Consider the following 24,146-nt stretch of genomic DNA (forward strand, 5'->3'; position numbering starts at 1 on the left):
CAGGATCGATCCGCGTCACTTGCGCACCGACGGCTCGCGGCTAAGGCGTGTTTCAGAAGTCGTGGTGGCCGGTGAGGTTCACGGCGTGGCGGTGATCGACAACTGAAGAGGTCTCCGGTATCTGGTTCTGCGACCAAGCAAGAACTTCATACCGGAGACCTCGTGTCCAGCGTAGCGGTGACGAGGCGGCATGACCTGACCGACAGGCAGTGGGCCGTTCTGGCCCCGCTGTTGCCTGCCGCGCCAACGACGGGTCGTCCGCCGAAGTGGGAGAAACGGCAGCTCATCGATGGGATCAGGTGGCGGATCCGGATCGGGTCGCCCTGGCGTGACGTCCCGGCCGAGTACGGACCATGGCAGACGCTCTACGGCCTGTTCCGTCGCTGGCAGCGCGATGGAACCTGGGACAAGATCCTGGCCGCGTCACAGGCCACCGGCGATGCGCAGGGCCGGATCGGCTGGACGGTCGGCGTGGACTCGATGACCAGCCGCGCCCACCAACACGCCGCCGGCGCCCGCAGACACGGCCACCTCCAGAAACAACCGCCCGGCGGCGTGCACGACGAACCCGCCGATCACGCCCTAGGACGATCTCGCGGCGGGCTACGTCCTTGCCGTGCCCCGAAACCAGCGGATCCCGACCACGGCGGGGAACTCCCGCCCCGACGTCCTCGCCGCCAGCGCGCCGGCCCTGGCCTGGAAGCGTCGCAGCTGCGGCGCCGGCGCCAAAGGACCACGACTCTACGACTGGGCGGTGGCTTCCCTGCCCGGCACCGCGACGGATACGGCCACTGGTTGCTGATCCGCCGCAGCATCACCAACCCCACGGACCTGGCCTACTACCTGTGCTTCGGCCCCGCCGACACCCAGGACGGGACCCTGATCCGGGTCGCCGGAACCCGCTGGGCGATCGAGGAATGCTTCCAAACCGCGAAGACCGAGGTCGGACTGGACCACTACCAGGTGCGTCGCTACGACGCCTGGTACCGCCACATAACACTCGTTCTGTGCGCCCACGCCTACCTCGCCGTCACCGCCGCCCACGCCAAAAAGGGGGCAACGGATCCGATGACGGCCTCATCCCGCTCACCCTCGGCGAGGTCCGACGTCTGCTGGCACACCTGATCACCACCATCAGACCCTTCGATCACATCCATCGGTGGTCACGATGGCGACGGCGACACCAATACCGCGCCAAAACGGCCCACTACCAGCGAAGACTCCACCTCCACCAGGTGCGGCTGGAGTACTAGGCTGTTCGGGCGCTTGTCGGCGCGCTATAGCAACGGGGGTTGCGCGATGGACGATGATGTGTACTCATTTCCGGTGTCGCTGGCGCAGCAGCGGCTCTGGTTCCTCCAACAACTTCAGCCGGACACGTCGTCCTACAACCTGACCTATGCGGGCCGGTTCGCCGGCTCCCTCGACCCGGACGCGCTCCTCGCGGCGGTGACCGACGTCGTCGTGCGGCACGACGCGTTGCGCACGACGTTCGCCCTGGTCGACGGGGAGCCCACCCAACTGGTGGCGGAGAGCGCGCGATACGACCTGCGGGACGAGGCGGTGGCCGGGTTCACCGAGGCGCTGGCGGCCGCCACCGCCCAGGCGTCGGCGCCGTTCGACCTGGAGAAGGGTCCGCTCCTGCGCGTCTACCTCGGCCGCATAGCCGACGGCGGATACCTGCTCGGCATCACCGTGCACCACATCGTCGCCGACGGCTGGTCGGTCGGCATCCTGGTGCGCGACCTCTTCGCCTGCTACGCCGCCCGGGCTGCCGGCGCCCCGCCCCAACTGGCGGAGCTGCCGATCCAGTATCCCGACTACGCCGTCTGGCAGCGCGAACGCGGCACCGGCGGCGTCGTCGCGCGCGAACTCGCGCACTGGCGACAGCGGCTCGCCGGGGCGCCCGAGCGGGTCGAGCTCGCCACCGACCGGCCGCGACCGCTGGTGCGAAGCCAACGGGGTGGACGGCTCACCCGGTCGGTGCCGCGCGCCGCGGTGCAACGTCTCGAAGCCCTGTGCAAGGAGGACGGCGCCACGCTCTTCATGGGCGTCTCCGCGGCCTTCGCGGCCCTGCTGCGCCAGCACAGCGGCCAGGACGACATCGTCGTGGGGGTGCCGGTCGCGGGCCGCCGACGGCCGGAGGTCGAAGGCGTCGTGGGCCTGTTCACCAACACCCTGGTGCTGCGCACGGACCTCTCCGGCGACCCGAGCTTCCGCGAGCTGCTCGGCCGGGTACGCGTGGCCGCGCTCGACGTGCTCGCCCACCAGGAGCTGCCGTTCGAAATGCTCGTCGACGAGCTGCGACCGGCGCGCGAGTTCGGCGAGAACCCCCTGTTCAACGTGATGCTCAACGTGCAGAACACGCCGGCGCCGGCGGTCGACGGCCTCGCCGTCGAGCCCGTCCTGCTCGACACCGGTGGGGAGAAGTTCGACCTGACGGTCTCCTTCGTCGCCGCTGACGGGCGGCTGGACGGCCTGTGGAGTTTCAGCACCGACCTATTCGACCGCGCCGGCGTGGTGGGCCTGGCCGAGCGGCTCGAGGTGCTGCTCGACGCGGTGCTGGCGCGGCCGGATGAACCGCTGTCGCGGCTCGACCTGCTCGGTGACGCGCTACGCGCGCGGCTGGCCGAATGGAACAGCACCGCCCGCGACTACGGGTTCGACGGCGGTCTGGCCGACCTGGCGCTGGCCGGCCTGGCGCGGCGGCCCGACGCCGAGGCGGTCTCGTTCGGGGGCGAGCGGCTGACCTTCGCCGAGCTGGACGAGCGATCGGCCCGGCTCGCGGGCGAGCTGGCCCGGCGCGGCGTGGGCCGCGGGTCGATCGTCGGGGTCTGCCTGCAACGGTGCCTCGACCTTCCCGTGGCGCTGCTCGCGGTCGTCCGGGCCGGTGCGGCGTACCTGCCGTTGGAGCCGTCCTACCCGCCGCGGCGGCTGGCCTACATGGTCGCCGACGCCGAGCCGACTGTCGTCGTCAGCGAGCGGCGGTGGCAGCCGGTGCTGCCGGCCGAAGCGACCGTGCTGTGGCTCGACGACGTACCTTACGCGCCGCCGCTGCCGCCGGTCCGGGTCCACGGGACCGACCTGGCCTATGTGATGTACACGTCCGGCTCGACCGGCGATCCCAAGGGCGTCATGTGCACCCACCAGGGCATCGTCAACCGTCTGTTGTGGATGCAGGAAACGTATGCGCTCGGTTCTGACGACACGGTGCTGCACAAGACCCCGTACGGCTTCGACGTGTCGGTCTGGGAGTTCTTCTGGCCGATGCTCGCCGGCGCACGGCTCGTGGTGGCCGAACCCGGCGGCCACCAGGACCCGGATTACCTGCACCGGGTCATCGCCGCCGAGCGGGTCACCACCGTGCACTTCGTGCCGTCCATGCTGCGGGCCTTCCTCGACACCGCCGCGCCGCAACCGCTTCCTTCGCTGCGGCGGGTCGTCTGCAGCGGCGAGGCCCTCCCGGCCGACCTCGCCGAGAGCTTCCACGACCGCCTCGGTGGCGAACTGCACAATTTGTACGGTCCGACCGAGGCCGCCGTCGACGTGACCGCCTGGCACCACCGCCCCGGCGACGGTGACGTCGTGCCCATCGGACGGCCCATCGCCAACACCACCATCCATGTGCTCGACCGTTGGCTCAACCCGGTACCGGTCGGCGTGCCCGGCGAGCTGTTCATCGGCGGCGTGAGCCTGGCCCGTGGCTACCTCAACCGACCCGAGCTGACCGCGGCGTCGTTCATCCCCGACCCCTTCTCCGACCGGCCCGGCGCACGCCTGTACCGCACCGGTGACCTGGCCCGCCACCGGCCCGACGGCGCCCTCGAGTACCTGGGGCGCACCGACCACCAGGTCAAGCTCCGCGGCCAGCGCGTCGAACTGGGCGAAATCGAGGCACAGCTGCGCCGCCACCCCGCCGTCGCCGACGCGGTCGTCACCGTGGCCGGGCCGGCGCTCGCGGCCTACCTGATCCCGCAGCCGCAGCAGTCCGCGCCGACGTCGGCCGAGCTGCGCGCCCACCTCGCCGCGATGCTGCCCGCACACATGGTGCCGGCCAGCTACACCCCTCTCGCCGAGATTCCGCGTACCCCCAACGGCAAGGTCGACCGGGGCGCCCTACCGCGACCGGGCGTGCCCGACGCGGGCGGGCACGCCGCGCCGGCGAGCCCCGAGCAGCAGGTGCTCGCGGACGTCTGGGGCGAGGTCCTCGGGACCGGGCCGGTCGGCGTCCACGACAACTTCTTCGCCCTCGGCGGGGATTCCCTGCTGGCCATCCAGGCGCGTCAGCGGGCCCGGGAGCGCGGCCTCGACATCTCACTCCAGCAGCTGTTCCAGCACCCGACGGTGGCGTCGCTGGCGGCTGTGGCGGCGCCGATCTCCGCCCCGGACGAACAGGGTCGCGCTACCGCCACCGGCCAGCGCCTGCCCGCATCCCTCGAGGACGCCTATCCGCTGACCCGGTTGCAGCTCGGCATGCTCTTCCACGCCGAGTACTCCCCCGACGAGGCCCGCTACCACAACATCGCGCGCTTTCGGCTGGACCGCCCGCTCGATGAGCCCCGGCTGCGCGCGGCGCTGCAAGCCCTCCTGGCCCGGCACCCCGCGCTGCGGACGTCGTTCGACCTGGCCGGTTTCGACGAGCCGATGCAACTCGTGCACCGCACCGTGGAGCTGACCCTCGACACGTACGACCTCGTCGGTTCTCCCGCGGCGCAACGGGACGCGGAGGTCGAACGCTACGCCGAGGCCGAGAAGCGGCGGCCGTTCGCCACCGACCGGGCGCCGCTGGTGCGCTTCGCTGTGCACCGCCACGACGCCTCGTTCGACCTGACCGTGACCGAGTGTCACGCGGTGCTCGACGGCTGGAGTCACTCGGCGATGCTGCTGGAGATCTATGAACGGTACGCGGACCCGGCCGGCGCCGCCGAGCGGTACGCCCGGCCGCCGTCGCCCGCGATGCGCGAGGCCGTGCGGCTCGAGCGCGCCGCCCTGGATTCTGCGGAGTGCGCCGACTTCTGGCGCCGGCGGCTCGCGGGCAACCCGGCCGGCACTGTCGTCGCGGCCGGCGGGTCCGGACCCCGCCGGCGCACCCAGGTCGAGGTGCCGATCGGCGCCGAGGTGTCCGACGGTCTGCGGCGGCTCGCCCAGGAGACCGGCGCGCCGCTCAAGAGCGTCGCGCTCGCGGCCCACCTGCGCGTGCTTTCGCTGCTCAACGACACCGACGACGTGGTCGCCGCTGTCGTCACGCACGGTCGGCCCGAGGACGGCGACGGCGACCGGGCACTGGGCCTGTTCCTCAACGTCGTGCCGGCCCGGCTGCGGCTCACGCCGATGAGCTGGCGTTCATTCGTGGCGGCCACCTTCGCGCTCGAACAGGAAGAGTTCCCCTACCGGCGGTACCCCGCTTCGGCGATGGGAGCGCTGCCCGGCAACCTCTTCGTCTTCAGCCACTACCACCTCGTGGGGAGGGCCGAGCAGCTCGACGGCTTCGAGGAGTTCGCCTACCGGTACGACTATTCGCGCAACGAGTGGCCGTTCGAGGCGCAGTTCCGGGTCGACGCGCGCACCGGACGGCTCCTGTTGTTCCTGGTCTTCGACACCTGCGGCGATGTCGAGGCCGGCCTCGATGCCTACTACGCCCGCACCCTGGCGGCCATGGCCGAGGACCCCGACGCCGATTGGGACAGCACGGGCCCGATGCCGGCCCGGGTGCCCGCCGTGCTGTTGGGCCCGTCGCCCCGCACCGAGCCGCCCCGGCCCGAGCCTCGCCGCTCCGATCCACCGGTCACCGCCGCACAGCGGCTGCTCGCCGGCATCTGGGCCCAGGTGCTCGCCACCGGCCCGGTCGGCATCCACGACGACTTCGTCGCCCTCGGCGGTGACTCGCTGCGGGCGATCCAGGTCGCCCACCGCGCCAGGGCCGCCGGGCTGGCCCTCGACGTACGGGACGTCATCGACCGGCCCACCATCGCGCAGGTCGCCGACGCCGCCTCGGCCGTCGGCGAGCCTCCGGCTCCGGTCACCGCGCAGCCTGCGGTGGCGCTCCCGGACACGCTGATACTCGAGCCGCGGCCGCTGCTCTCCCTCGTCGCCACGGGCGAGATCCCCAGGATCGACGCGGCGGCGCTCGCCGTCCTGCCCGACTCGTTGCCGGGCCGCCTCGGGCTGTCCCGCGAGGAGCTGCGCCGGGACCTCCTCGGCGGCGTTCCCGTGGTGAGCGACATCTACGAGCTGGCGCTCGGGCGGATCGGCATGGTCATGTTGCCGGTCTACCGCAGTGACGTCTACGCCGACCCCGAGGGCCTGCTCTCGGCGGCCGGCGCGGCCGTCAACCTGGCCGGGATGCTGGGCGCCCGCTCGATCAGCCTCACCGACCTGCTCGGCTCCGCGACAGACTACGGCCGCGCACTCGTGCAGCCGCCCGGCATGACCATCACGACCGGCCACGCGACGACGGCGGGGGCCGTGGTCGAGACGCTGCTCGCCACCCTGCGACTCGTCCAGCGGGAGCCGTCCGGCGAGCGGCTGGGCTTCCTCGGCCTCGGTTCGATCGGCACCGCCACGCTGCGCCTGGCGCTGCGCGTCCTCGACCCGCCCGCCGAGATCCTGCTCTGCGACGTGCCCCGCGTACGCCCGCATCTCGCCGCGCTGGTGCGGGAGGCCCGGGACGCCGGCTACACCGGGCCGATCCGCGTCGTCGAGTCACACGGCGCGATCCCGCCGGAGCTCTACGAGGCCACCACGATCATCGGCGCCACGAACGTCGGAGGCCTGCTCGACATCGCCCGGGTCGCCCCCGGCACCATCGTCGTGGACGACTCGGAGCCCCACTGCTTCGACCCGGCTGAGGCCATCGCCCGGTTCGAGGCCCACCGGGACGTCCTGTTCACCATCGCCGGCGTGCTCCTCTCCCCCACCCCGGTCGTGAAGCTCCGCTGGGCGCCCGAACGCTTCTCCCACCTGATGCACGACCTGCGCTTCACGCCCGAAGACGCGTACGCCATCGCCGGCTGCACCCTGTCCAGCCTGCTCACGCTGCGGGTCGACGACCTGCCGGCAACCCTGGGCCTGGTCGACGGCACGGCGGCCGAGGCGCACCACCGGGCGATCCACGAACACGCCTTCACCGCCCGCATGCCCCGCACCTCCGACGGCTACGTCCTGTCCCCGGAGGGCATGGCCGCCTTCGCCACCAAGTTCGGCGGCACCGTCTGAGACAAGCGTCGGGGCTGGCGCTCGGGGCGGGAGACGCGGACGATCAGCTCATCGTCGTCCGCGTCTCCCACCTCGGGGTCAGCGCTGCGGGCGCCGGCGCTCGGCGCGGGAGACGCGGACGATCGGCTCATCGTCGTCCGCGTCGGCGCGGGGTGCCGTGCCGATCGCCTCGGTGAGCGCCTGCAACGTCGGGTGCTCGAAGATCGCCACGATCGGTAGCTCCACGCCGAAGACCGCGCGGACCCGCGACACCACCTGCGTCGCGCTCAGTGAGTGGCCGCCGAGCGCGAAGAAGTCGTCATCGAGCCCGATGTCGGTGACACCCGTGACGTCGCGCCAGACGGCGGCCAGGGCGACCTGCCGGTCGTTCTCGGGCGGGCGGCGCAGCGCCGCTCGGGTCGGCTCCGGCGACGGGAGCGCGGCGCGGTCCACCTTGCCGTTCGGTAGCAGAGGCAGGCGGTCGAGCGGCACGAACGCCGCGGGCACCAACGCCGTCGGCAGCCACGACGCGACGTGGGTCCGCAACTCCGTGGCACTGACCCCCGAGCCGCCGGCCGGCACGACGTAGGCGACGAGGCAAGCCCCGCCGGCGTCGTCGCGACGGACGGACACGAACGACGCGGCCACCGCCGGGTGACCGAGCAGGGCGGCGTTGACCTCGGCCGGGTTGACCCGGACGCCGCGGATCTTCACCTGTTCATCGAGGCGTCCGGAGATCTCCAGGGTGCCGTCGGGCCGGAGCCGGCCGGCGTCGCCGGTGCGGTAGATCAGGTCGGCGGGATCGCCGGTCGCCGGGTTCGGCAGGAAGCGGCCGGCGGCGCCGCGTGGGCCGTCAGGCTCGGTCACCTCACCGTGGTACGGGTTGCGGATCGCGATCTCGCCCAGTTCGCCGACGCCGCACGGACAGTCGTTGGGGCCGAGGACGAAGGCCTGCCGGCCCGCGAGCGCGGAGCCGATCGGCTGCACGCCGGCGTCGGGCCGCTCGGGCACCCGCCACCAGCAGGTCGCGAGACAGGTCTCGGCCGGGCCGTACAGGTTGACGACCTCTGCCGCGCGGCCGGTGCGGGCACGCCAGGCGTCGACCAGCGTGCTGGTGAGCGGCTCACCGGCGAAGAAGGTGACGCGTAGCTCCGGGCCAGCCGTCGTGGCCGGCCCGGAGCCCGCCGCGAGCCACGCGTGGGCGAGGCTGGGCACCGCGTGCAGCACCGTGACGCGCTGCGCGGCGAGCCAGGAGAGGACCCGGTCGACGGCGCGGTCCTCCGGCCGGGGGATGCACAGGGTCGCGCCGCTGACCAGCGGCAGGAAGACGTCTCGCAGGATGACGTCGAACGACAGCGCCGTCAGTTGCGCGCAGCGATCGGTGGGGCCGACCGCGAACGTGTCCCGCTGCCACGACAGGAAGTGGGCCAGGCCGGCGTGGGCGACGCGGACCAGCCTGGGCGCGCCGGTGCTGCCGGACGTGAAGACCGCGTAGGCGACGTCCGTGTCGGTGGGGTCGGCGAGCGTGACCTCCTCGGCGGGCGCGGACGGGCCGAGGCCCACGGGTGCGACCGAGCCGTCCTCGGCGACCTCGATGACGTCGCCGGCCGCGGCGGCCTCGCCCCCGACCAGAACGGCGCGGTGGGCTCCCGCCGTCGCGGCCAGGTCGCGCTTGCGGCGCTCCGGCAGGCGCGGGTCGAGGGGGACCAGCACGCCCCGGGCACGCAGCACCCCGAGCATGGCGGCGATGAGGCCGAAGCACGACGGCCCGGTGACCAGCACATGGTCGCCGGGGCGAAGACCACCGGCCAGCAGCCGGCGTGCGATGCGATCGGCGGTGACAACCAGTTCCCCGTACGACCAGGAGCGCTCGCCGAGCGTGACCGCGACCGCCGCGGGGTTGTCGCGGGCGACGGCCGCGACCCGCGCGGTGACCGGTTCCTGCCGCTCGCGCCGCAGCGGCTGGCGCAGCGGGGCGAGCGGGTCGGCGCTCTGCGCGCCGGCGAGGGTGAGGTCGCCGACCGTCGCGCCCTCGTCCGACCGGGTCAGCTCGCGCAGGACACCGGCGAGTTCCAACAGCGCGGCCCCGGCCGCCCGGCGGCCGAACCGGCGGGTGTCGAAGCGCACGCCGAGTGACACGTGCTCCTCCTGGAACACGGCCACGGCGAGCGGGAAGCTCGTGCGCGAGAAGGAGCGGACGTCGCTGACCGTGACGCCGATACGCCGCAGGTCGGCGGTGGGCAGGGTCGCGTTGTTGAACACGAGCAGGCTGTCGGCGACTGAGGTGTGCGCCGCGATGCCGGCCAGCTCGCGGATCCGCACGAGCGGCACGTGTTCGTGCTGGCGCGCCCCGCCCTGCTGCGCCTGCAGGTCGGCCAGCCACTGCCGCACGGTGGCCGCCCCGTCGAGCCGTACGCGCACGGGAACGGTGTTGAGGAACAGCCCGACGGTCTCCTCGGTGCCGGGCTGCGCCGCCGACCGGCCGGACGAGGCGGCGGCGAAGACCACATCGGCGAGTCCGGCGTAGCGGCCGAGCAGCAGGCCCCAGGCGGCCTGGAACACGGTGCTGACGGTGCACCTGGCGGCGCGGGCGAGGCCGGCCACCGCGTCCACCAGCTCATCGGGCAGCTCGAGGACGCACTCATCCAGATCCGACTCCGTCGGCGGGTCGGTGGGCACGGCCGCGCCGCGCGGGTCACCGGGCAGCACGAGGGGGGTCGGTCCGGCGAATCCGGCGAGCAGGTCGCGCCAGAACGCCTCGCCCGCCTGCGGGTCGCGGGCGCGCAGCCAGGCGACGTAGTCGCGGAAGGCGGGTGCCGGGGGCAACGTGACCGGTTCGCCGTCGCGCGCGGCGAGGTAGGCGCTGGCCACGTCGCGCAGGATGAGCGGCACCGACCAGCCGTCGATGAGGGCGTGGTGGAAGAGCCAGACGAAGAGCCACCGCCGCTCTCCCAGCCGGACCAGGGTGACCCGCATGGGCGGCGCCTGCGCCAGGTCGAGGCCGCGGGCACGGTCGGCGTGCAGCAACCGCTCGGTACGCCCGGCGTGCTCCGGCTCGGGCACGTCCCGCCAGTCCTGCTCCTGCCAGTCGAGGTCAACGGTCGGCCGGACGGTCTGGCGCGGCTCGCCGGCCTCCGCCCAGTCGACGACGCTGCGCAGCGCGGGATGCCGGGCCAGTACGGCCTGCCAGGCCCGGCGTAGCGCCGCGGCGTCGAGGTCGCCGTCCAGGGTCGCGGCGAGCTGCGGGGTGTACAGGCTGGCGGACGGGGCGAGCAGCGTGTGGACGAGCATCCCGTGCTGCGTGGGCGTCAGCGGGTAGGACTCACCGGTCGCCTCGGCCGGCCCTGCCGGCGCCGGTGCCGACGAGGCCTCGGCGAGCGCGGCGATCGTGGGGCGCTCGAACAGGTCGGCGGGGGAAAGGCGGATGCCGGCCCGGGCGGCCCGCGCGACGACGCGGATGCCGACGATGGAGTCGCCACCGAGCGCGAAGAAGTCGTCGTGCACGCCGATGCGGTCCACACCGAGGACGTCCTGCCAGACGGTCGCGAGGGTGCGTTCGCGGTCGGTGCGGGGCGCCGTGTAGGTATCGTCGCCGGAGTCCTGTGCCTGCGGTTCGGGCAGCGCGGCGCGGTCGACCTTACCGTTGGGGGTCAGCGGTAAGGCGTCGAGGAAGGCGAACGCTCCCGGCACCATGTAATCCGGCAGGTGCGCGCTGAGATGCGTACGGATGTCGGGCGCCTCGGTGTCGTCGGCGGCGACGTAGGCGACGAGGGTGCCGTCGCGCAGGACGACCGCGCAGTCCCGGACGGCCGGATGGCCGGCGAGGACGGCCTCGATCTCGCCGGGCTCGATGCGGTAGCCGCGCAGCTTGACCTGCTCGTCGACCCGGCCGAGGAACTCCAGTTCGCCGTCGGCACGCAGGCGCATCAGGTCACCTGTGCGGTAGAGGCGTCCGCCGGAGCCGAAGATGGTGTCGGGGACGAACCGCTCGGCGGTCAGGTCCGGGCGGCCGATGTAGCCGCGGGCGAGCGCGACCCCGCCGACGAGCGCCTCCCCCGGCACGCCGATCGGTGTCTGGCGGCCGTCGCGGTCGACCACGGCGAGGCGGGCGTTGGCCACCGGGCGGCCGATGGGGACGGTCGGCTGGCGGCGTTCGTAGTGGTAGACGGTGCTGAACACGGTGCCCTCGGTGGCACCCCATTCGTTGTAGAGGTGCAGGTCCGGGCGGAGGCGGTGCTGCTCGTCGAGCAGGTGCGGCGGGAGGGCTTCGCCGGCGGTGATCACCGTACGCAGCGGAGCCAGGTGGTCGGGGCGCGCCGCCTCCAGCACCGCGCTCCATAACGACGGCAGCGCCAGCAGGTGGGTGACCTGTTCCTGTTCGATCAGTGCCAGGATGGCGTGCGGGTCGCGGCCGGCGTCGGGCGGCGGCAGCACCAGCCGGCCGCCGGTGAGCAGCGCCCAGTAGAAACCGGCGGCCGAGCTGTCGAAGGAGAACGAGGACAGCAGCAGGAAACGCTCGACCGGTGCGCCGTACCAGTCGGCGCGGGCGAGCGTCGAGGCCACCAGCCCGCGGTGGTGGACCATGACGCCCTTGGGCCGGCCGGTGGAGCCCGAGGTGAAGATGACGTAGGCCAGCTGGTCGGGGCGGGCGGGAGTCGGATCCGCGGTCGGCCTGTCGTGCCAGCGGTCGTCGTCGAGCTGCCAGCTGTTCGTCGTGACCCGGCCCGCCAGCGCCCCGATCGTCAGCACCAGCGGGGCGCCGGTCTCCGCCAGCATGAACTCCAGCCGTTGGGCCGGATAGTCCGGGTCCAGTGGCAGATAGGCCGCGCCGGCCCGCAGCACCGCCAGCACCGCCACGACCATCCGCACGTCGCGTGGCAGCATCACCCCGACGACCGTCCCGGGGCCGATGTCCGCGCCGGCCAGCGCCCGCGCCAGCCGCGACACCCGCTCGTTCAGGTCCTGGTAGGTCAGCTGGTCGACGGCCATCGCGTCGGGGGTGCGTCGTACCTGCTCGACGAACAACTCGTCGACGGTCCGGTGCGGGGCCAGCTCCGGGCGGGTGGTGTCGTTCCACGCCGCCAGCAGGGCCTGCTCGTCGGGCGTCATCAGCGGCAGATCGGCGATTCGGGCCGTCGGCGCCGTCACCACGCTCTCGAGCAGCGTGCGGTAGTGCGTCGCCAACCGCTCGATCGTCGCCGCGTCGAACAGGTCCGAGTCGTATTCGAAGTCGAGCCTCAGGTGGTCGCCGTCGGGGGTGGCCAGCACGCTCAGGTCGGCGCGGGAGAGCCCGGGGTCGATGTCCACCGCCTGCATCTCGAGGCCGGGCAGGCTCAGCGGCGGCATGGGCGTGTTCTGCAGGGTGAGCATCACGTCGAAGAGCGGGTTGCGGCTCAGGTCACGCTGCGGGGCCAGCTCCTGCACCAGCCGCTCGAACGGCACGTCCTGATGGGCGTACGCCTCCAACGCCGTCTCCCGGACCCGCCCCAACAGATCCACGAAAGACACATCCCCGTCGACCCGCGTGCGCAGCACGAGCGTGGAGACGAAGAACCCGATCAAACTCTCCAACTCGGGCCGACTCCGACCCGCCACCGGAGTGCCGACCACCACGTCCGACTGACCCGTGTAGCGGTACAGCACCGCCTTCCAACCCGCCAGCAGCACCATGAACAGCGTCGCACCATGTGCACGCGCCAGCGCCTGCAGCTCCTGCAGGGGCACCGCCGTCGAGACCCGCGAGCCCTGGAAGCGCATGACCGCGCGGCGCGGCCGGTCCGTCGTCAGCTCCAGGCGCGACAGGTCCTTCAGTCGCTCGCGCCAGTACGCCAGCTGCGGCTCGAGCACTCCGCCGTCCAGCCATCGCCGCTGCCAGACGGCGAAGTCGCCGTACTGCACCGGCAGGTCCGGCAGGTCCGTCGTCCCGGCGTACAGTGCCGCCAGCTCGCGGGTGATCACACCCATGGACCAGCCGTCGGCGATCAGGTGGTGGATCGTCAGCAGCAACACGTGTTCGCGGTCGGCGACCCGCACCAGACGAGCCCGCAGCAGCGATCTGCCGTCGAGCACGAAGGGCCGGACCGCCTCCTCGCGGGCCAGCCGCTGCACGTCCGACGAGTCGACGACCGTGAGGTCGAACGGCGTCGCCGGCCCGACGATCTGCACCGGCTCGCCGTCAACGGCGACGAAGGACGTACGCAGAACCTCGTGGCGCGCCACCAGTCGGGTCAGGGCCTGTTCCAGCGCGTCGACCCGCAGCTCACCCACCAGCCGCACGACCGCCGGGATGTTGTAGGCCGTCGAGGCGGTCTCCAGCTGGCACAGCGCCCACAGCCGCCGCTGTGCGGGAGACAGCTCAATGCCGTCGGCGCGGGAGTCCAGCGGGGTCAGGGGCAGGTCGGCGGTGCCAGGGCCGGCACGCCAGCTCTCCTCGAGAGCGTCGGCGAGACCGCGGAAGTGCGGCTCCCGAAAGAAGTCCCTCAGGTCCACCTGCACCTGGAAGGCGTCGTTGACCCGCGACAACAGGCGCATCGCGGCGAGCGAGTGGCCACCGACCGCGAAGAAGTCGTCGTCGAGGCCGACCTCGGGCACGTCCAGGACGTCTCGCCACATGTCGGCCAGGATGAGCTGGGTCGGCGTCGAGGGCGGCGCCGACGCGGTCCCGGCGCTGAGCAGTCGCTCGGGCGCGGGCAACGCGTGCCGGTCGACCTTGCCGCTCGGGGTCAGCGGCAGCGCGTCGACGCGCACGAAGCCCGCCGGAATCAGGTGGTCGGGCAGCCGCCCGGCGAGGTACGCCCGCACGTCGTCGGCACGCAGGCCGGCGTCGCCGGCCAGGTAGCCGACGAGCATCTCGCCGTTCTTGACCACGGCGCAGTCGTCGACACCGGGATGCTCGCGCAGCACCGCCTCGATCTCGCCGGGCTCGATCCGGTAGCCGCGCAGCTTGAACTGCTCGTCGACCCGGCCGAGGAACTCCAGTTCGCCGTCGGCGCGCAGGCGCATCAGGTCGCCCGTGCGGTAGAGCCGGCCGCCGGAGCCTAAGACGGTGTCCGTGACGAACCGCTCGGCGGTCAGGTCGGGACGCCCGAGGTAGCCGCGAGCGAGCCCGACCCCGCCGAGCAGCGCCTCGCCCGGCACCCCCACGGGTACCTGGCGTCCCGCGCCGTCGACGATCGCGACCTTCATGCCGTCGATCGGGCGGCCGATCGGAACCGTGCCGGGCAGGCCGTCGGAGCGGCAGCGCCACGCGGTGACGTCGATGGCGGCCTCGGTGGGGCCGTACAGGTTGTACAGCTCGCAGTCGTACGTCGCGAGGAACTGCTGCGACAGGTCCCAGGCGAGCGCCTCACCGGAGGAGATCACGCGCCGCAGCGACCGGCAGCGCGCCTCCTGGCCCGCGGCGACGAAGGCCCGGAGCATGGAGGGTACGAAGTGGATAGTGGTGACGCCGTGACGCTCGATCTCGTCGGACAGCAGCGCCGGGTCACGGTGCGCGTCGGGCGCGGCCACGACCAGACGGGCGCCGACGGCCAGAGGCCAGAAGAACTCCCAGACCGAGACGTCGAAGGTGTACGTCGTCTTCTGCAGCACGACGTCGTCGGCGGTGAGCCCGAAGTACCGCTGGGCCCAGCGGATCCGGTTGGCCAGGGCGCGGTGCTCGATCATGACACCCTTGGGCCGGCCGGTGGAGCCCGAGGTGTAGATGACATACGCCAGATCGCCGGGGCGCACCGGAGCCGGCTCGGCGGTCGGCTCCCGCCGCCAGCGGTCGTCGTCGAGCTCCCAGGTCGGCGTCGTGACGCGCCCGGCCAGGGAACTGACCGTCAACACCAGCGGCGCCGCGGCCTCCGCCAGCATGAAGGCCAGCCGTTCCTGCGGCTCGTCCGGACCCAGCGGAAGATAGGCGCCGCCCGCGCGCAGCACGGCGAACAGCGTCACCACCATGGGCACCCCGCGCGGCAGCAGCACCCCGACCACCGTGCCGGGGCCGACACCCGCCCCGACCAGCGACCGCGCGAGTCGCGACACCCGGTCGTCCAGCTCACGGTAGGTCAGCCGCTCGTCGGCGGACACCACGGCGACCGCATCCGGCGTACGCCGGACCTGCTCGGCGAACGACTCGATCACCGTCTCGTGCTCCTGAGGGGTGCCCGTGTCGTTCCACGCGGCCAGCCAGGCCCGTTCGGCTCCCGTCATCAGGGGCAGGTCGGCAACCGGGCTCTCCGGCGCGACCGCCACGCCGTCGAGCAGCACCTGGTAGTGCTCGACCATTCGTTCGATCGTCGCGCCGTCGAACAGGTCGGAGTCGTATTCGAGGGTGGCGTCGAGGCCACCGTCGGGGCGGGGGCTGAGCGCCATGAAGAGATCGAACTGCGAGCTGCCCCGGTCGAGGTCGAGGGGAACGAGCCGCACGTCCTTCCAGGACTGCGCGGGCATGGGCGTGTTCTGCAGGGTGAGCATCACGTCGAAGAGCGGGTTGCGGCTCAGATCACGCTGCGGGGCCAGCTCCTGCACCAGCCGCTCGAACGGCACGTCCTGATGGGCGTACGCCTCCAACGCCGTCTCCCGGACCCGCCCCAACAGATCCACGAAAGACACATCCCCGTCGACCCGCGTGCGCAGCACGAGCGTGGAGACGAAGAACCCGATCAAACTCTCCAACTCGGGCCGACTCCGACCCGCCACCGGAGTGCCGACCACCACGTCCGACTGACCCGTGTAGCGGTACAGCACCGCCTTCCAACCCGCCAGCAGCACCATGAACAGCGTCGCACCGTGCGCCCGCGCCAGCGCCTGCAACCCGGTCGCCGTGGATTCCCGCACCACCACCGACCGTCGCGAACCTCGGAACCGCATCACCGCCGGTCGGGGTCGATCCGTGGTCAGCCCGAGGCGGGCCAGGTCCTTGAGGCGCTCGCGCCAGTACGCCAGCTGCGGCTCGTACACGCCGCTCGCCAACTGCTGCCGCTGCCACACCGCGAAGTCTCCGTACTGCAGGGAGAGCGGCGGCAGGTCGGCGTCACCGTCGTACAGCGCGCCCAGTTCACGCGCCAGCACACCCAGCGACCAGCCGTCGGCCACCAGATGATGGACCGTCAGCAACAACACGTGCTCACGCTCGGCGACCCGCACCAGACGAGCCCGCAGCAGGGACCCACCGTCGAGCACGAAGGGCCGCAGTGCCTCCTCGCGCGCCAACCCCTCCACGTCGGTCGACGCCACCACCGGCAGCTCGAAGGCCGCCGCTGGGCGGACCACCTGCGTCGGTTCACCGTCGACGGACACGAAGGCCGTCCGCAGGACCTCGTGCCGCGCCACCAGCCGACCGATCGCCCGTTCCAGGTCGTCGACCCGCAGCTCTCCGACCAACCGCACCGCGGCCGGAATGTTCAGCGTCGGATCGTGGCGACTCAGCTCATGGAGGAACCAGAGCCGCCCCTGCGAGACCGACAGCGGATAGTTCTTCGCCCGCGCCGCTCGGTCCCGTAACAATGCCGCAAGCCGCTTACGCTTTCCTTCCCCCGTGTCCCCGTTCACGACGGCAGCGTAGCGCGAAACGCGTCAATCCCCTGGCCCGTGGATCGGGGCACCGGTCACGTACGGGCCCGCACCGCTGCTAGTCACTGTGGACTGATTCGCCACTCCGGGTGCGGGAGTGTGGATCGCTGAACGACCGGATCAGGCGCGGCATGCGGCCCGAGCCGTCGGCGGAGGCCAAGGCTGCCGCAGCTGGAGCGGAGTAGCCAGAGAGCGCGCGGATCACGCGGTCAGGAAGCAGCCGCAGGGCCAGACGGGCATCAATCGATGCCGGCGCGGTTGGAAACAGCGGCGGAGGGTCGTCGGAAAGGATCCAGGGGACGTAGGTCACGGTGTCTCCTCAGAGTCGCTTCGGTGTTTCGGCGGTCACGCGCAGTACGCCGCGGCCCGCCGCAGAACCTCGTTCTCCTGCTCCAACAACCGGATCCGCTTGCGGGCCTCCCGCAACTCCGCCGACTCACCGCCACTGACAACCGGTCTGGTCCCGGCATCGATGTCGGCCTGGCGCAACCACTTGAACAACGTCATCGGATGGACCCCGAAGTCCTTCGCGATCTGCTCGACCGACACGCCCGGATCACGATCACGGGCCACCCGCACGACATCATCACGGAACTCACGAGGGTAAGGCTTGGGCACAGCAACATCCTTCCAGCCCGCCACCAGGGCAAGCCATCTCAGATGTCACCTATCGGTGCAGCAGACCCATGATCAGCACGGCCTCGCCGGCGTCCGCCCGCGCGGGCGTGGCGGTGACGGCCACGAGCGCCGCGGCCATGGCGGCGCGGTGAACAGCGGCGGTGTCACCGCGCCCCGCTACGCTCGCGCTCATGGCAGATCCGTTCCGGGTGCGCATCACCGTCCGTGGCTACGAGCTGGACACCCAGGGCCACCTGAACCAGGCCGTCTACCTCCAGTACGGCGAGCACGCCCGGTGGGAGTGCCTGCGCGCCGCCGGCATCTCACAGGAGCGGCTCATCGCCGGCGGGGTGGGGCCGGTCGCCCTGGAGGTCACCGTGCGCTACCTGCGCGAGCTGCGCGGCGCGGACGAGGTGGACGTGTCCTGCGGGTTCCGCTGGGGCGAGGGCAAGACCTTCCAGATCGACCAGGACTACGTCCGCCCGGACGGCACCCCGGTGGCGACGCTGACCGGGGTAGGTGGTCTGCTCGACCTGTCCGCCCGGCGGCTGGTGGCCAACCCGCGCGAGCGGTTCCGGGAGCTGGCCAGCGACCCGGGGCCGCTCAACCTCTGAACGCAGGTCTCCCCCAGCAGGTCGGGTCGCACCGGCATTACGCCCATCCCGACGTTTCCCCTGCCGCCTTCTTCGTCGGTCACCCACACCGACGTCGGGTCCGGGCCGGGCAGCGCCACTCCCCCGTGGCAAATTCGCGGTCATCTCGGTCGCCGGCTCGCCGTCCGGCACCACGTAGCCGGGCACCGCATCGAGCGGCCGGATCACCACCCGGACCGACCAGGAAGCTGACCTGCCCGCCGCTGCGCAGGGCCGGTACGGCGGAGGTGGTGATCCGGCCATGGGCGAAGTCGATGCGGGCCAACGGGCCCGGTCACCCCCGGCGGGCTGCCGTCGGCCCGGTCGTCTGGCACATGTGAGGATGCGGCGCATGCGTGCCGTGATCTTCGACGAGTTCGGTGCCCGACCCGAGGTCCGCGATGTGCCGGACCCGGTGCCGCCGCCCGGGGGTGCCGTCATCCGGGTCGAGGCGACCGGATTGTGCCGCAGCGACTGGCACGGCTGGCAGGGGCACGACCCGGACGTCCGCCTGCCGCACGTGCCTGGCCACGAGTTCGCCGGCGTGGTCACGGCGGTCGGCACCGGTGTACGCGGCTGGCGCCTCGGCGACCGGGTCATCGTGCCGTTCGTCTGCGCGTGCGGGCAGTGCCCGGCCTGCTTCTCTGGCGACCAGCAGGTGTGCGAGCGGCAGACGCAGCCCGGCTTCACCCACTGGGGCTCGTTCGCCGAGTACGTGGCGGTGCAACACGCCGACGTCAACCTGGTCCGGCTTCCCGACGAGGTGGGCTACCCGGCCGCGGCGGCGCTCGGCTGCCGGTTCGCCACGGCGTTCCGGGCGGTGGTCGGTCAGGGGCGGGTCGCCGCAGGCGAGTGGGTGGCGGTGCACGGCTGCGGCGGTGTGGGGTTGTCGGCGGTGATGATCGCAGCGGCGTGCGGCGCGCGGGTGGTGGCGGTCGACGTTGCCCCCGGCGCACTCGAGCTGGCCCGCCGTTTCGGGGCCGCTGTGTGTCTGGACGGGGCTGCCCTCACCGGACCCGGCGCGGTGGCCGCAGCCGTTTGTGAGGTGACCGGCGGCGGCGCCCACCTGTCGCTCGACGCCCTGGGCAGCCACGCCACCTGCACTGCCTCGATCGAAGCGCCGCGACGAGCAGCAACGACCCGGCGGCCGCCGAGCGCCCCCAGCGGCGCAGGGCCGCCCGGGCCGCCCGGGCCGGCGGCGGGGACGGTCCCGGCACCACCACCCGGTCCACGCCGGGGTACGCCAGCCGGGCGGCCTCGACCGCTTCCTCCTCCGACCTGACCGCCCGGTTGGCGGTGAGGGTCAGCCCAGCCTCGTCCCGGTAGCGCCACCGCCACACCTCTCCCACCGGCCACAGCTCGATTCGCTCCCCTCGGGCGGTCCAGGGCGGGGCCCTCGGGTTCGTCCTCGCCGCTCAGGCGAAGGGGCGCGGGACGGGCCGCCCGGCGCAGCCAGCCCGGGTGAGTTCGCCGAGCGACGCCGCCTCCCCGCGACGCAGCGCCCGGTGATGGCGATCGATCGATTTCAGTAGCAGTGATCGGCGGGCCTCGCTCACCACGCGTGCACTGCCAGCTCTGACCACTTCGACATCCACTGGGAGGTCACGGCACACCGCTCGATCTCCATCGCCGCAGGTCATAGTCGGGTCTGCAGTGAGACGTGGCTTGTCTGCCGGCCAGCGACGCCAGCCGGTCCGTCGTCGCGGGCCAGCGCCTGGCCAGCGGCCGCGCTCAGGTTGCGTTGCGACCCCCGTCGACGTCGAGGACGGCGCCTTGGACGAAGCTGGCGTGATTGCCGGCGAGGTAGGTGATCGCGGCGGCGATCTCCTCGGGTGCGGCGGGTCGTCCGGCGGGTGCGGCGGCTGCGAGCCGGTCGAGTCCGTCGCCGAAGGCCTGGGTTCCTTCGGTTCGGGTGGGGCCTGCGCTCACTGCGTTGATGCGCACCCCTCGGGGGCCGAATTCCGCGGCCCACGCTTTGGTGAGTAAGAGCAGCGCGGCCTTACTGGAACCGTAGAGGGCGAAGCCGGGCATGCCGAAGCGGGCGGTCATGCTCAGCACGTTGACGACGGTGCCGTGTCCGCGTGCGGCCATCGCCGGGCAAAACTCGGCGACCAGCAGGAACGGTGCCTCAACGTTGACCGCGTAGCAGGTGATGAAGTCGTCGTGCGTGGTGTCGGCAGTGAGACCCCGTGCGGGGTAGACGGCGGCGTTGTTGACCAGGATGTCGACGTGCCCACCGCCGGCCTCGGTGGCTTGCTGTGCCATTGCCCGTACGCTGCCGGCGTCAGCGAGATCGCCGAGCAGCAGGTCGGCCTTGCCTCCGGCACTGCGGATCGCGGTGACTACCGCGTCGCCGCGGGCGGCGTCTCGGCCGCCGACGATGACGTGGGCTCCGCGTTGGGCGAGCGAGACGGCCACCGCACGTCCGATGCCGCTGGTGGCGCCGGTGACGAGCGCCGTCGAACCGACGAACTCCCGTGCAGTCATGCGAGCTGATCCTTCCGTGGTTGTGGTCGGGTCATGCTCGGTCGTGGACGGTGACGGCGTACCCGTCGGGATCGGTGAAGGTGAAGGTGCGTCCGAAGGGCCCGTCGAACGGTGACACCGTGATCGGAACACCATGGGCGGCGAGTTTGTCGTGCACCGCCTGAGCGTCGTCGGCGCCTAGCCACAGAACGACGCCCGCGCCGGGGTGCGGTGTCACGGCGTCGAGGTCGACGCCGGGCAGCGGTTCGCGCACGGCGAACGCGATGGGTGTGGTGGCGAAGACGACGGCATGTGGTGGGGCTCCCGCCGCTCGCGTGAGCCCGAGTCGTGTTTCGTAGAACTCCGCGGCCTTTTCGAGGTCGCGGACTTGGAGGCCGATGAAGTCGGGTCCGGTGACGTGCATGACTCTCCCTGTGTGTCAGCGTGTTGACATCAACAGTCTGTGTCATCATGTTGACATGGGTCAAGGGGGAATTTCCCGACCAGTGGACGAGCAGGTCGGATACGTACTGAAGAAGGCGGCCAGCGTGCTGCGCTCGGCGATGGACAACGCGCTACGACCGCTCGGCCTGACCGTTCCGCAGTACGCCTGTCTTGAACTGCTGCGGCAGCAGCCAGGCTTGTCCGGCTCAGAGCTGGCCCGCGCAATGTTTGTGAGCCGTCAGTCGATGAACCTGGTAGTGAAAGGGCTGGAACGTCGAGGGATGCTCACTCGCTCGCCGGTTCCCCGCCACGGCAAGGCGCTACCGACCGAACTGACCCCGGCCGGCCTCGGGCAGCTGGCCGCCGCGAACGAGGCCGTGAGCGTGGTGGAGAAGAAGATGCTGGCCGCCCTGACCGCGGACGCTGAGCGACGACTGTGCGCCGACCTCACCGCGTGCGCGGCCGCGCTCAGCGATCTCGCCGGAGAAGCTGACCCAGATTGACCTGCGACGATGTCGCAGGGGCAGCGGCTCAGCCGATCTCAGCGACATAGCGCGATACCCGATACGTCGCCGGCGTCGGAGATCAGCGGGACGGATCAGCGCGAGCCGCTGTGGTTGGTCGCGCCGTAGGCACGCCGGCAAGCAGGAGGGCGCAGCGCGTTACCTGCAGCGCACGATCACCCTCAGCGAGGAGCCTGACCCCGACGACCTGAAGGTGATGCGCGACATTGCCAAGAAGTCACCGGTCACCCTACTGATCCAGTTCGCCTGGAGCGTGCGGACCGAGTTCGTCGGACCGCGTTGAGGGGCACCGCGCGACGCCTCCGCCGGTGGCAACACGGTCCCGGCCATCGCCGACTCGACGCGCCGTCGCAGTCGTTCCGCGCGCGGGTCCGGGAAGTTGCTCAACAGCGTGACCGCTTCGCGCCACCACCGGTGTGCCTCCTCGGCGCGCGCGACGTCGATCAGCGCCGTTGCCAGGTGGTCCAGCGTCAGGGCGAGCTGCCAGTCGTCCCCGAGCCGCCGGTGAACCGCCGCCGCCCGCAGGTGGAAGGCGATCGCCTGCTCCGGCTGCCCCAGCTCCCGGTACGCCTCGCCGGCCCCGTCCAGTGCCATCGCCTCCCGGCTGCGGTCACCCAGCTGGCGCTGGATCGTGGCCGCCCGGTGCGTCGCCTCCAGCGCCTTGGCGGACCGACCGGCGGCGCGCTGCACGCGCGCATATTCGACCAGCCAGTGCGCCAACCACACCGGGCTGCCGTGTTCGGCGATGGCCAGTGCCCGCTCGATCGCGGCCAGGGCGTCCTCGTTGCGTCCGAGTTCGCGCAGCGTCATGCTGAGGAAGAAGAGCGAGTTGCCCGCCTGCCCCCGGTCGTCGATGTCCCGCTGCACTCCGAGCGCCTGATTCAGCAGCATCACGGCGTCGGCGAGGTCACCCAGTTCGTAGCGGGTCTCCGCAAGGTTGCTCAGCAGCAGGGCCTGCCAGCGTTGGTCCTGACGGCGGGTGAAGATGTCGAGGCTCGCGCCGAAGTGCGTGAGGGCGTCGGTGAGGCGGCGGTGGCGCAGCGCCAGTAGTCCCAGCGCGTTGATGGACACTGCCGTGCCGTGCTCGTCGCCGATCTCCCGCCGAATCGCCAGCGCAGCGTGGTGGTGCTCCGCCGACTCCGTGAGCTCGCGGGCCTGGAAGTGGGCCTTACCGAGGCTTTCCAGCGCCTCCGCCTCAGCGCCTCGGTCGCCCAGCGATCGCGCAGCGGACAAACCGATCCGCGCGGTGGCGAACCATGCGTCGAAGGCGTTGCGGTGCATGAATACGCTGCGCAGCAGGACAGCCAGGCGCCAAGCAATCCGCGGCAGCGCTGCCTCGAACGCGGCGCGGGTGGCGGCGACGAGGTTGTCCTGCTCGGCGGTGAACCAGGCGTCAGCCTCTTCGGCGGTGGCGAAGCTCAGCGGCGTGACCTCGGTCGGTGGTGCCAACGGCATCGTCCGGCTGAACGGGAGTGTGCGGGTCAGCGCGGCGTCCGCCGTGTGCAGGTACCAGGTGAGTATGCGACGCAGCGCCGCCTGGCGATCCTCGCCGCTCTCAAGGTGCTTGACCTGGTCCACGGCGTACGCGCGTAACAGGTCGTGCAGTTGGTAGCGGCCGGGTGCGCTCTGTTCCAGCAGGTGCGCACCGACGAGCGCGTCGAGCGGCGGCCGAACCTGTGCCACCGGCCAGCCGGCGAGCGCGGCGGCAGCCGGCGCGCCGAGGTCCGGGCCGGGATGCAAGCCGAGCAGGCGGAACAGACGGGCCGCCGATGTGTTCAGGGCCCGATAGGACCAGGCGAAGACGGACCGGACGGCGTCGGCCTCCTCACCGTCCTCCGTGGTCAGCGCGTCCCACAGGGCCGACTCGTCACGCAGGTCCTGGATTAACTCGGACAGCGGCATGAACGGCCGGCTCGCCGCCCGTTCGGCGGCGATTCGCAGGGCCAGTGGCAGCCTGGCGCACAACCGTGCCAGTTCGGCGAGCTCGACCGAGTCATCGCCGGTGCGGTAGTCGACGGTCACGTCGTGCAGCAGCGTCACCGCGTCCTCCTCGGCCAACATGCGCAGGGTCAGCCGCCGGCCGCCGTCGCGGCTGACCAGTCCCGACAGCATGCTTCGGCTGGTGACGATCACCAGGCAGCTGCTGGTGCCCGGCAGCAGTGGACGCACCTGCCGGACCGTGGCGGCGTTGTCCAGGACCACCAGGACGCGCCGGTCAGCCAGCCGGGAGCGGTACACCGTCTCGCGGTCCTCGAGATCAGCGGGAATCGCGGATGCGGGGACGCCCAGCGCCCGCAGGAAGCGGCCAAGTACCTGCTCCGGTTGACTGGGTTGGCCCGGGTCGTAGCCACGGAGGTTCGCGTAGAGCTGTCCATCCGGGAACCGGTGCCGCACGGCGTGCGCCCAGCGCAGCGCCAGAGCGGTCTTGCCGACGCCAGCGGTGCCGGTGACGACGACGACGAGGTTGGCGTCGGCGGCCTCATCGCCGAGAAGCCGGTCCAACGCGCGCAGCTCCTCGACCCGGTTGACAAAGCCGCGTACATCACCGGGGAGCTGACGGGGAGGCGGGTCGGCGAGGGAGGGGTCGCCGGAATAGAAGTGAACACCGCCGTACACGTCGCGCGCCTGCACCAGGTCGGCGGGGCCGGACAGCTCCGACCGGTTGACGTGCTCCGGTCGTCCTTGCTCCGCCGCGCCGTTAGCCGCCATC

At 72.0% G+C, this 24,146-nt stretch carries 11 protein-coding genes and 2 pseudogenes; 6 read left to right on the forward strand and 7 right to left on the reverse strand.

Annotated elements, in window-relative coordinates:
* Positions 1–162 precede the first annotated feature (162 nt).
* The 3 genes and pseudogenes from AB0B86_RS08855 to AB0B86_RS08865 form a co-directional block, all read left to right on the forward strand.
* Positions 163–606, forward strand: a pseudogene (locus tag AB0B86_RS08855) (IS5 family transposase); the annotation flags it as partial.
* A 79-nt stretch (positions 607–685) separates the two neighbouring features.
* Positions 686–1,125 (forward strand): annotated as a pseudogene (locus AB0B86_RS08860) (IS701 family transposase); the annotation flags it as partial.
* A gap of 174 nt (positions 1,126–1,299) precedes the next feature.
* The gene (locus tag AB0B86_RS08865; RefSeq protein WP_357417040.1) at positions 1,300–7,215 is read left to right on the forward strand and encodes an amino acid adenylation domain-containing protein; all 5,916 of its coding nucleotides are present in this window, start codon (positions 1,300–1,302) and stop codon (positions 7,213–7,215) included.
* 78 nt (positions 7,216–7,293) lie between these two features.
* Here the strand turns inward: AB0B86_RS08865 and AB0B86_RS08870 are convergent, their stop codons facing one another.
* From AB0B86_RS08870 to AB0B86_RS08885, 4 genes are all read right to left on the reverse strand, one after another.
* Entirely contained in the window at positions 7,294–16,731 is a 9,438-nt protein-coding gene (locus tag AB0B86_RS08870) for an amino acid adenylation domain-containing protein (protein ID WP_357417042.1), read from the reverse strand.
* 79 nt (positions 16,732–16,810) lie between these two features.
* Entirely contained in the window at positions 16,811–17,062 is a 252-nt protein-coding gene (locus AB0B86_RS08875) for a hypothetical protein (protein WP_357417044.1), read from the reverse strand.
* Positions 17,063–17,097: 35 nt separating this feature from the next.
* The gene (locus tag AB0B86_RS08880) at positions 17,098–17,370 is read right to left on the reverse strand and encodes a transposase (RefSeq protein ID WP_357404140.1); all 273 of its coding nucleotides are present in this window, start codon (positions 17,368–17,370) and stop codon (positions 17,098–17,100) included.
* A gap of 49 nt (positions 17,371–17,419) precedes the next feature.
* Positions 17,420–17,563: a hypothetical protein gene (locus AB0B86_RS08885; RefSeq protein ID WP_357404138.1), complete on the reverse strand. Its 144-nt coding sequence runs from the start codon at positions 17,561–17,563 to the stop codon at positions 17,420–17,422.
* On the opposite strand from AB0B86_RS08885, the gene AB0B86_RS08890 reads away from it, so the two are divergent.
* Entirely contained in the window at positions 17,562–17,984 is a 423-nt protein-coding gene (locus AB0B86_RS08890) for a thioesterase family protein (protein WP_357404136.1), read from the forward strand. The genes AB0B86_RS08885 and AB0B86_RS08890 overlap by 2 nt on opposite strands.
* Positions 17,985–18,354: 370 nt before the next feature.
* Positions 18,355–19,284, forward strand: a complete 930-nt coding sequence (locus AB0B86_RS08895) for an alcohol dehydrogenase catalytic domain-containing protein (RefSeq protein ID WP_357404134.1) — start codon at positions 18,355–18,357, stop codon at positions 19,282–19,284.
* Between the two features lie 449 nt (positions 19,285–19,733).
* On the opposite strand, the gene AB0B86_RS08900 is transcribed toward AB0B86_RS08895, so the two are convergent.
* The gene (locus AB0B86_RS08900) at positions 19,734–20,489 is read right to left on the reverse strand and encodes an SDR family oxidoreductase (protein WP_357404132.1); all 756 of its coding nucleotides are present in this window, start codon (positions 20,487–20,489) and stop codon (positions 19,734–19,736) included.
* A 31-nt stretch (positions 20,490–20,520) separates the two neighbouring features.
* Entirely contained in the window at positions 20,521–20,892 is a 372-nt protein-coding gene (locus AB0B86_RS08905) for a VOC family protein (RefSeq protein WP_357404130.1), read from the reverse strand.
* A gap of 82 nt (positions 20,893–20,974) precedes the next feature.
* Between AB0B86_RS08905 and AB0B86_RS08910 the strand changes: the two genes are divergently transcribed.
* On the forward strand, positions 20,975–21,415 hold the full coding sequence (locus tag AB0B86_RS08910; RefSeq protein ID WP_357404128.1) for a MarR family transcriptional regulator: 441 nt from the start codon (positions 20,975–20,977) through the stop codon (positions 21,413–21,415).
* A 159-nt stretch (positions 21,416–21,574) separates the two neighbouring features.
* Here the strand turns inward: AB0B86_RS08910 and AB0B86_RS08915 are convergent, their stop codons facing one another.
* Positions 21,575–24,145, reverse strand: coding sequence for a tetratricopeptide repeat protein (locus AB0B86_RS08915; protein WP_357404126.1), 2,571 nt, complete (start codon positions 24,143–24,145; stop codon positions 21,575–21,577).
* Position 24,146 lies beyond the last annotated feature (1 nt).

This window comes from Micromonospora sp. NPDC049047 (assembly GCF_040649135.1).
Classification (GTDB): Bacteria; Actinomycetota; Actinomycetes; order Mycobacteriales; family Micromonosporaceae; genus Micromonospora.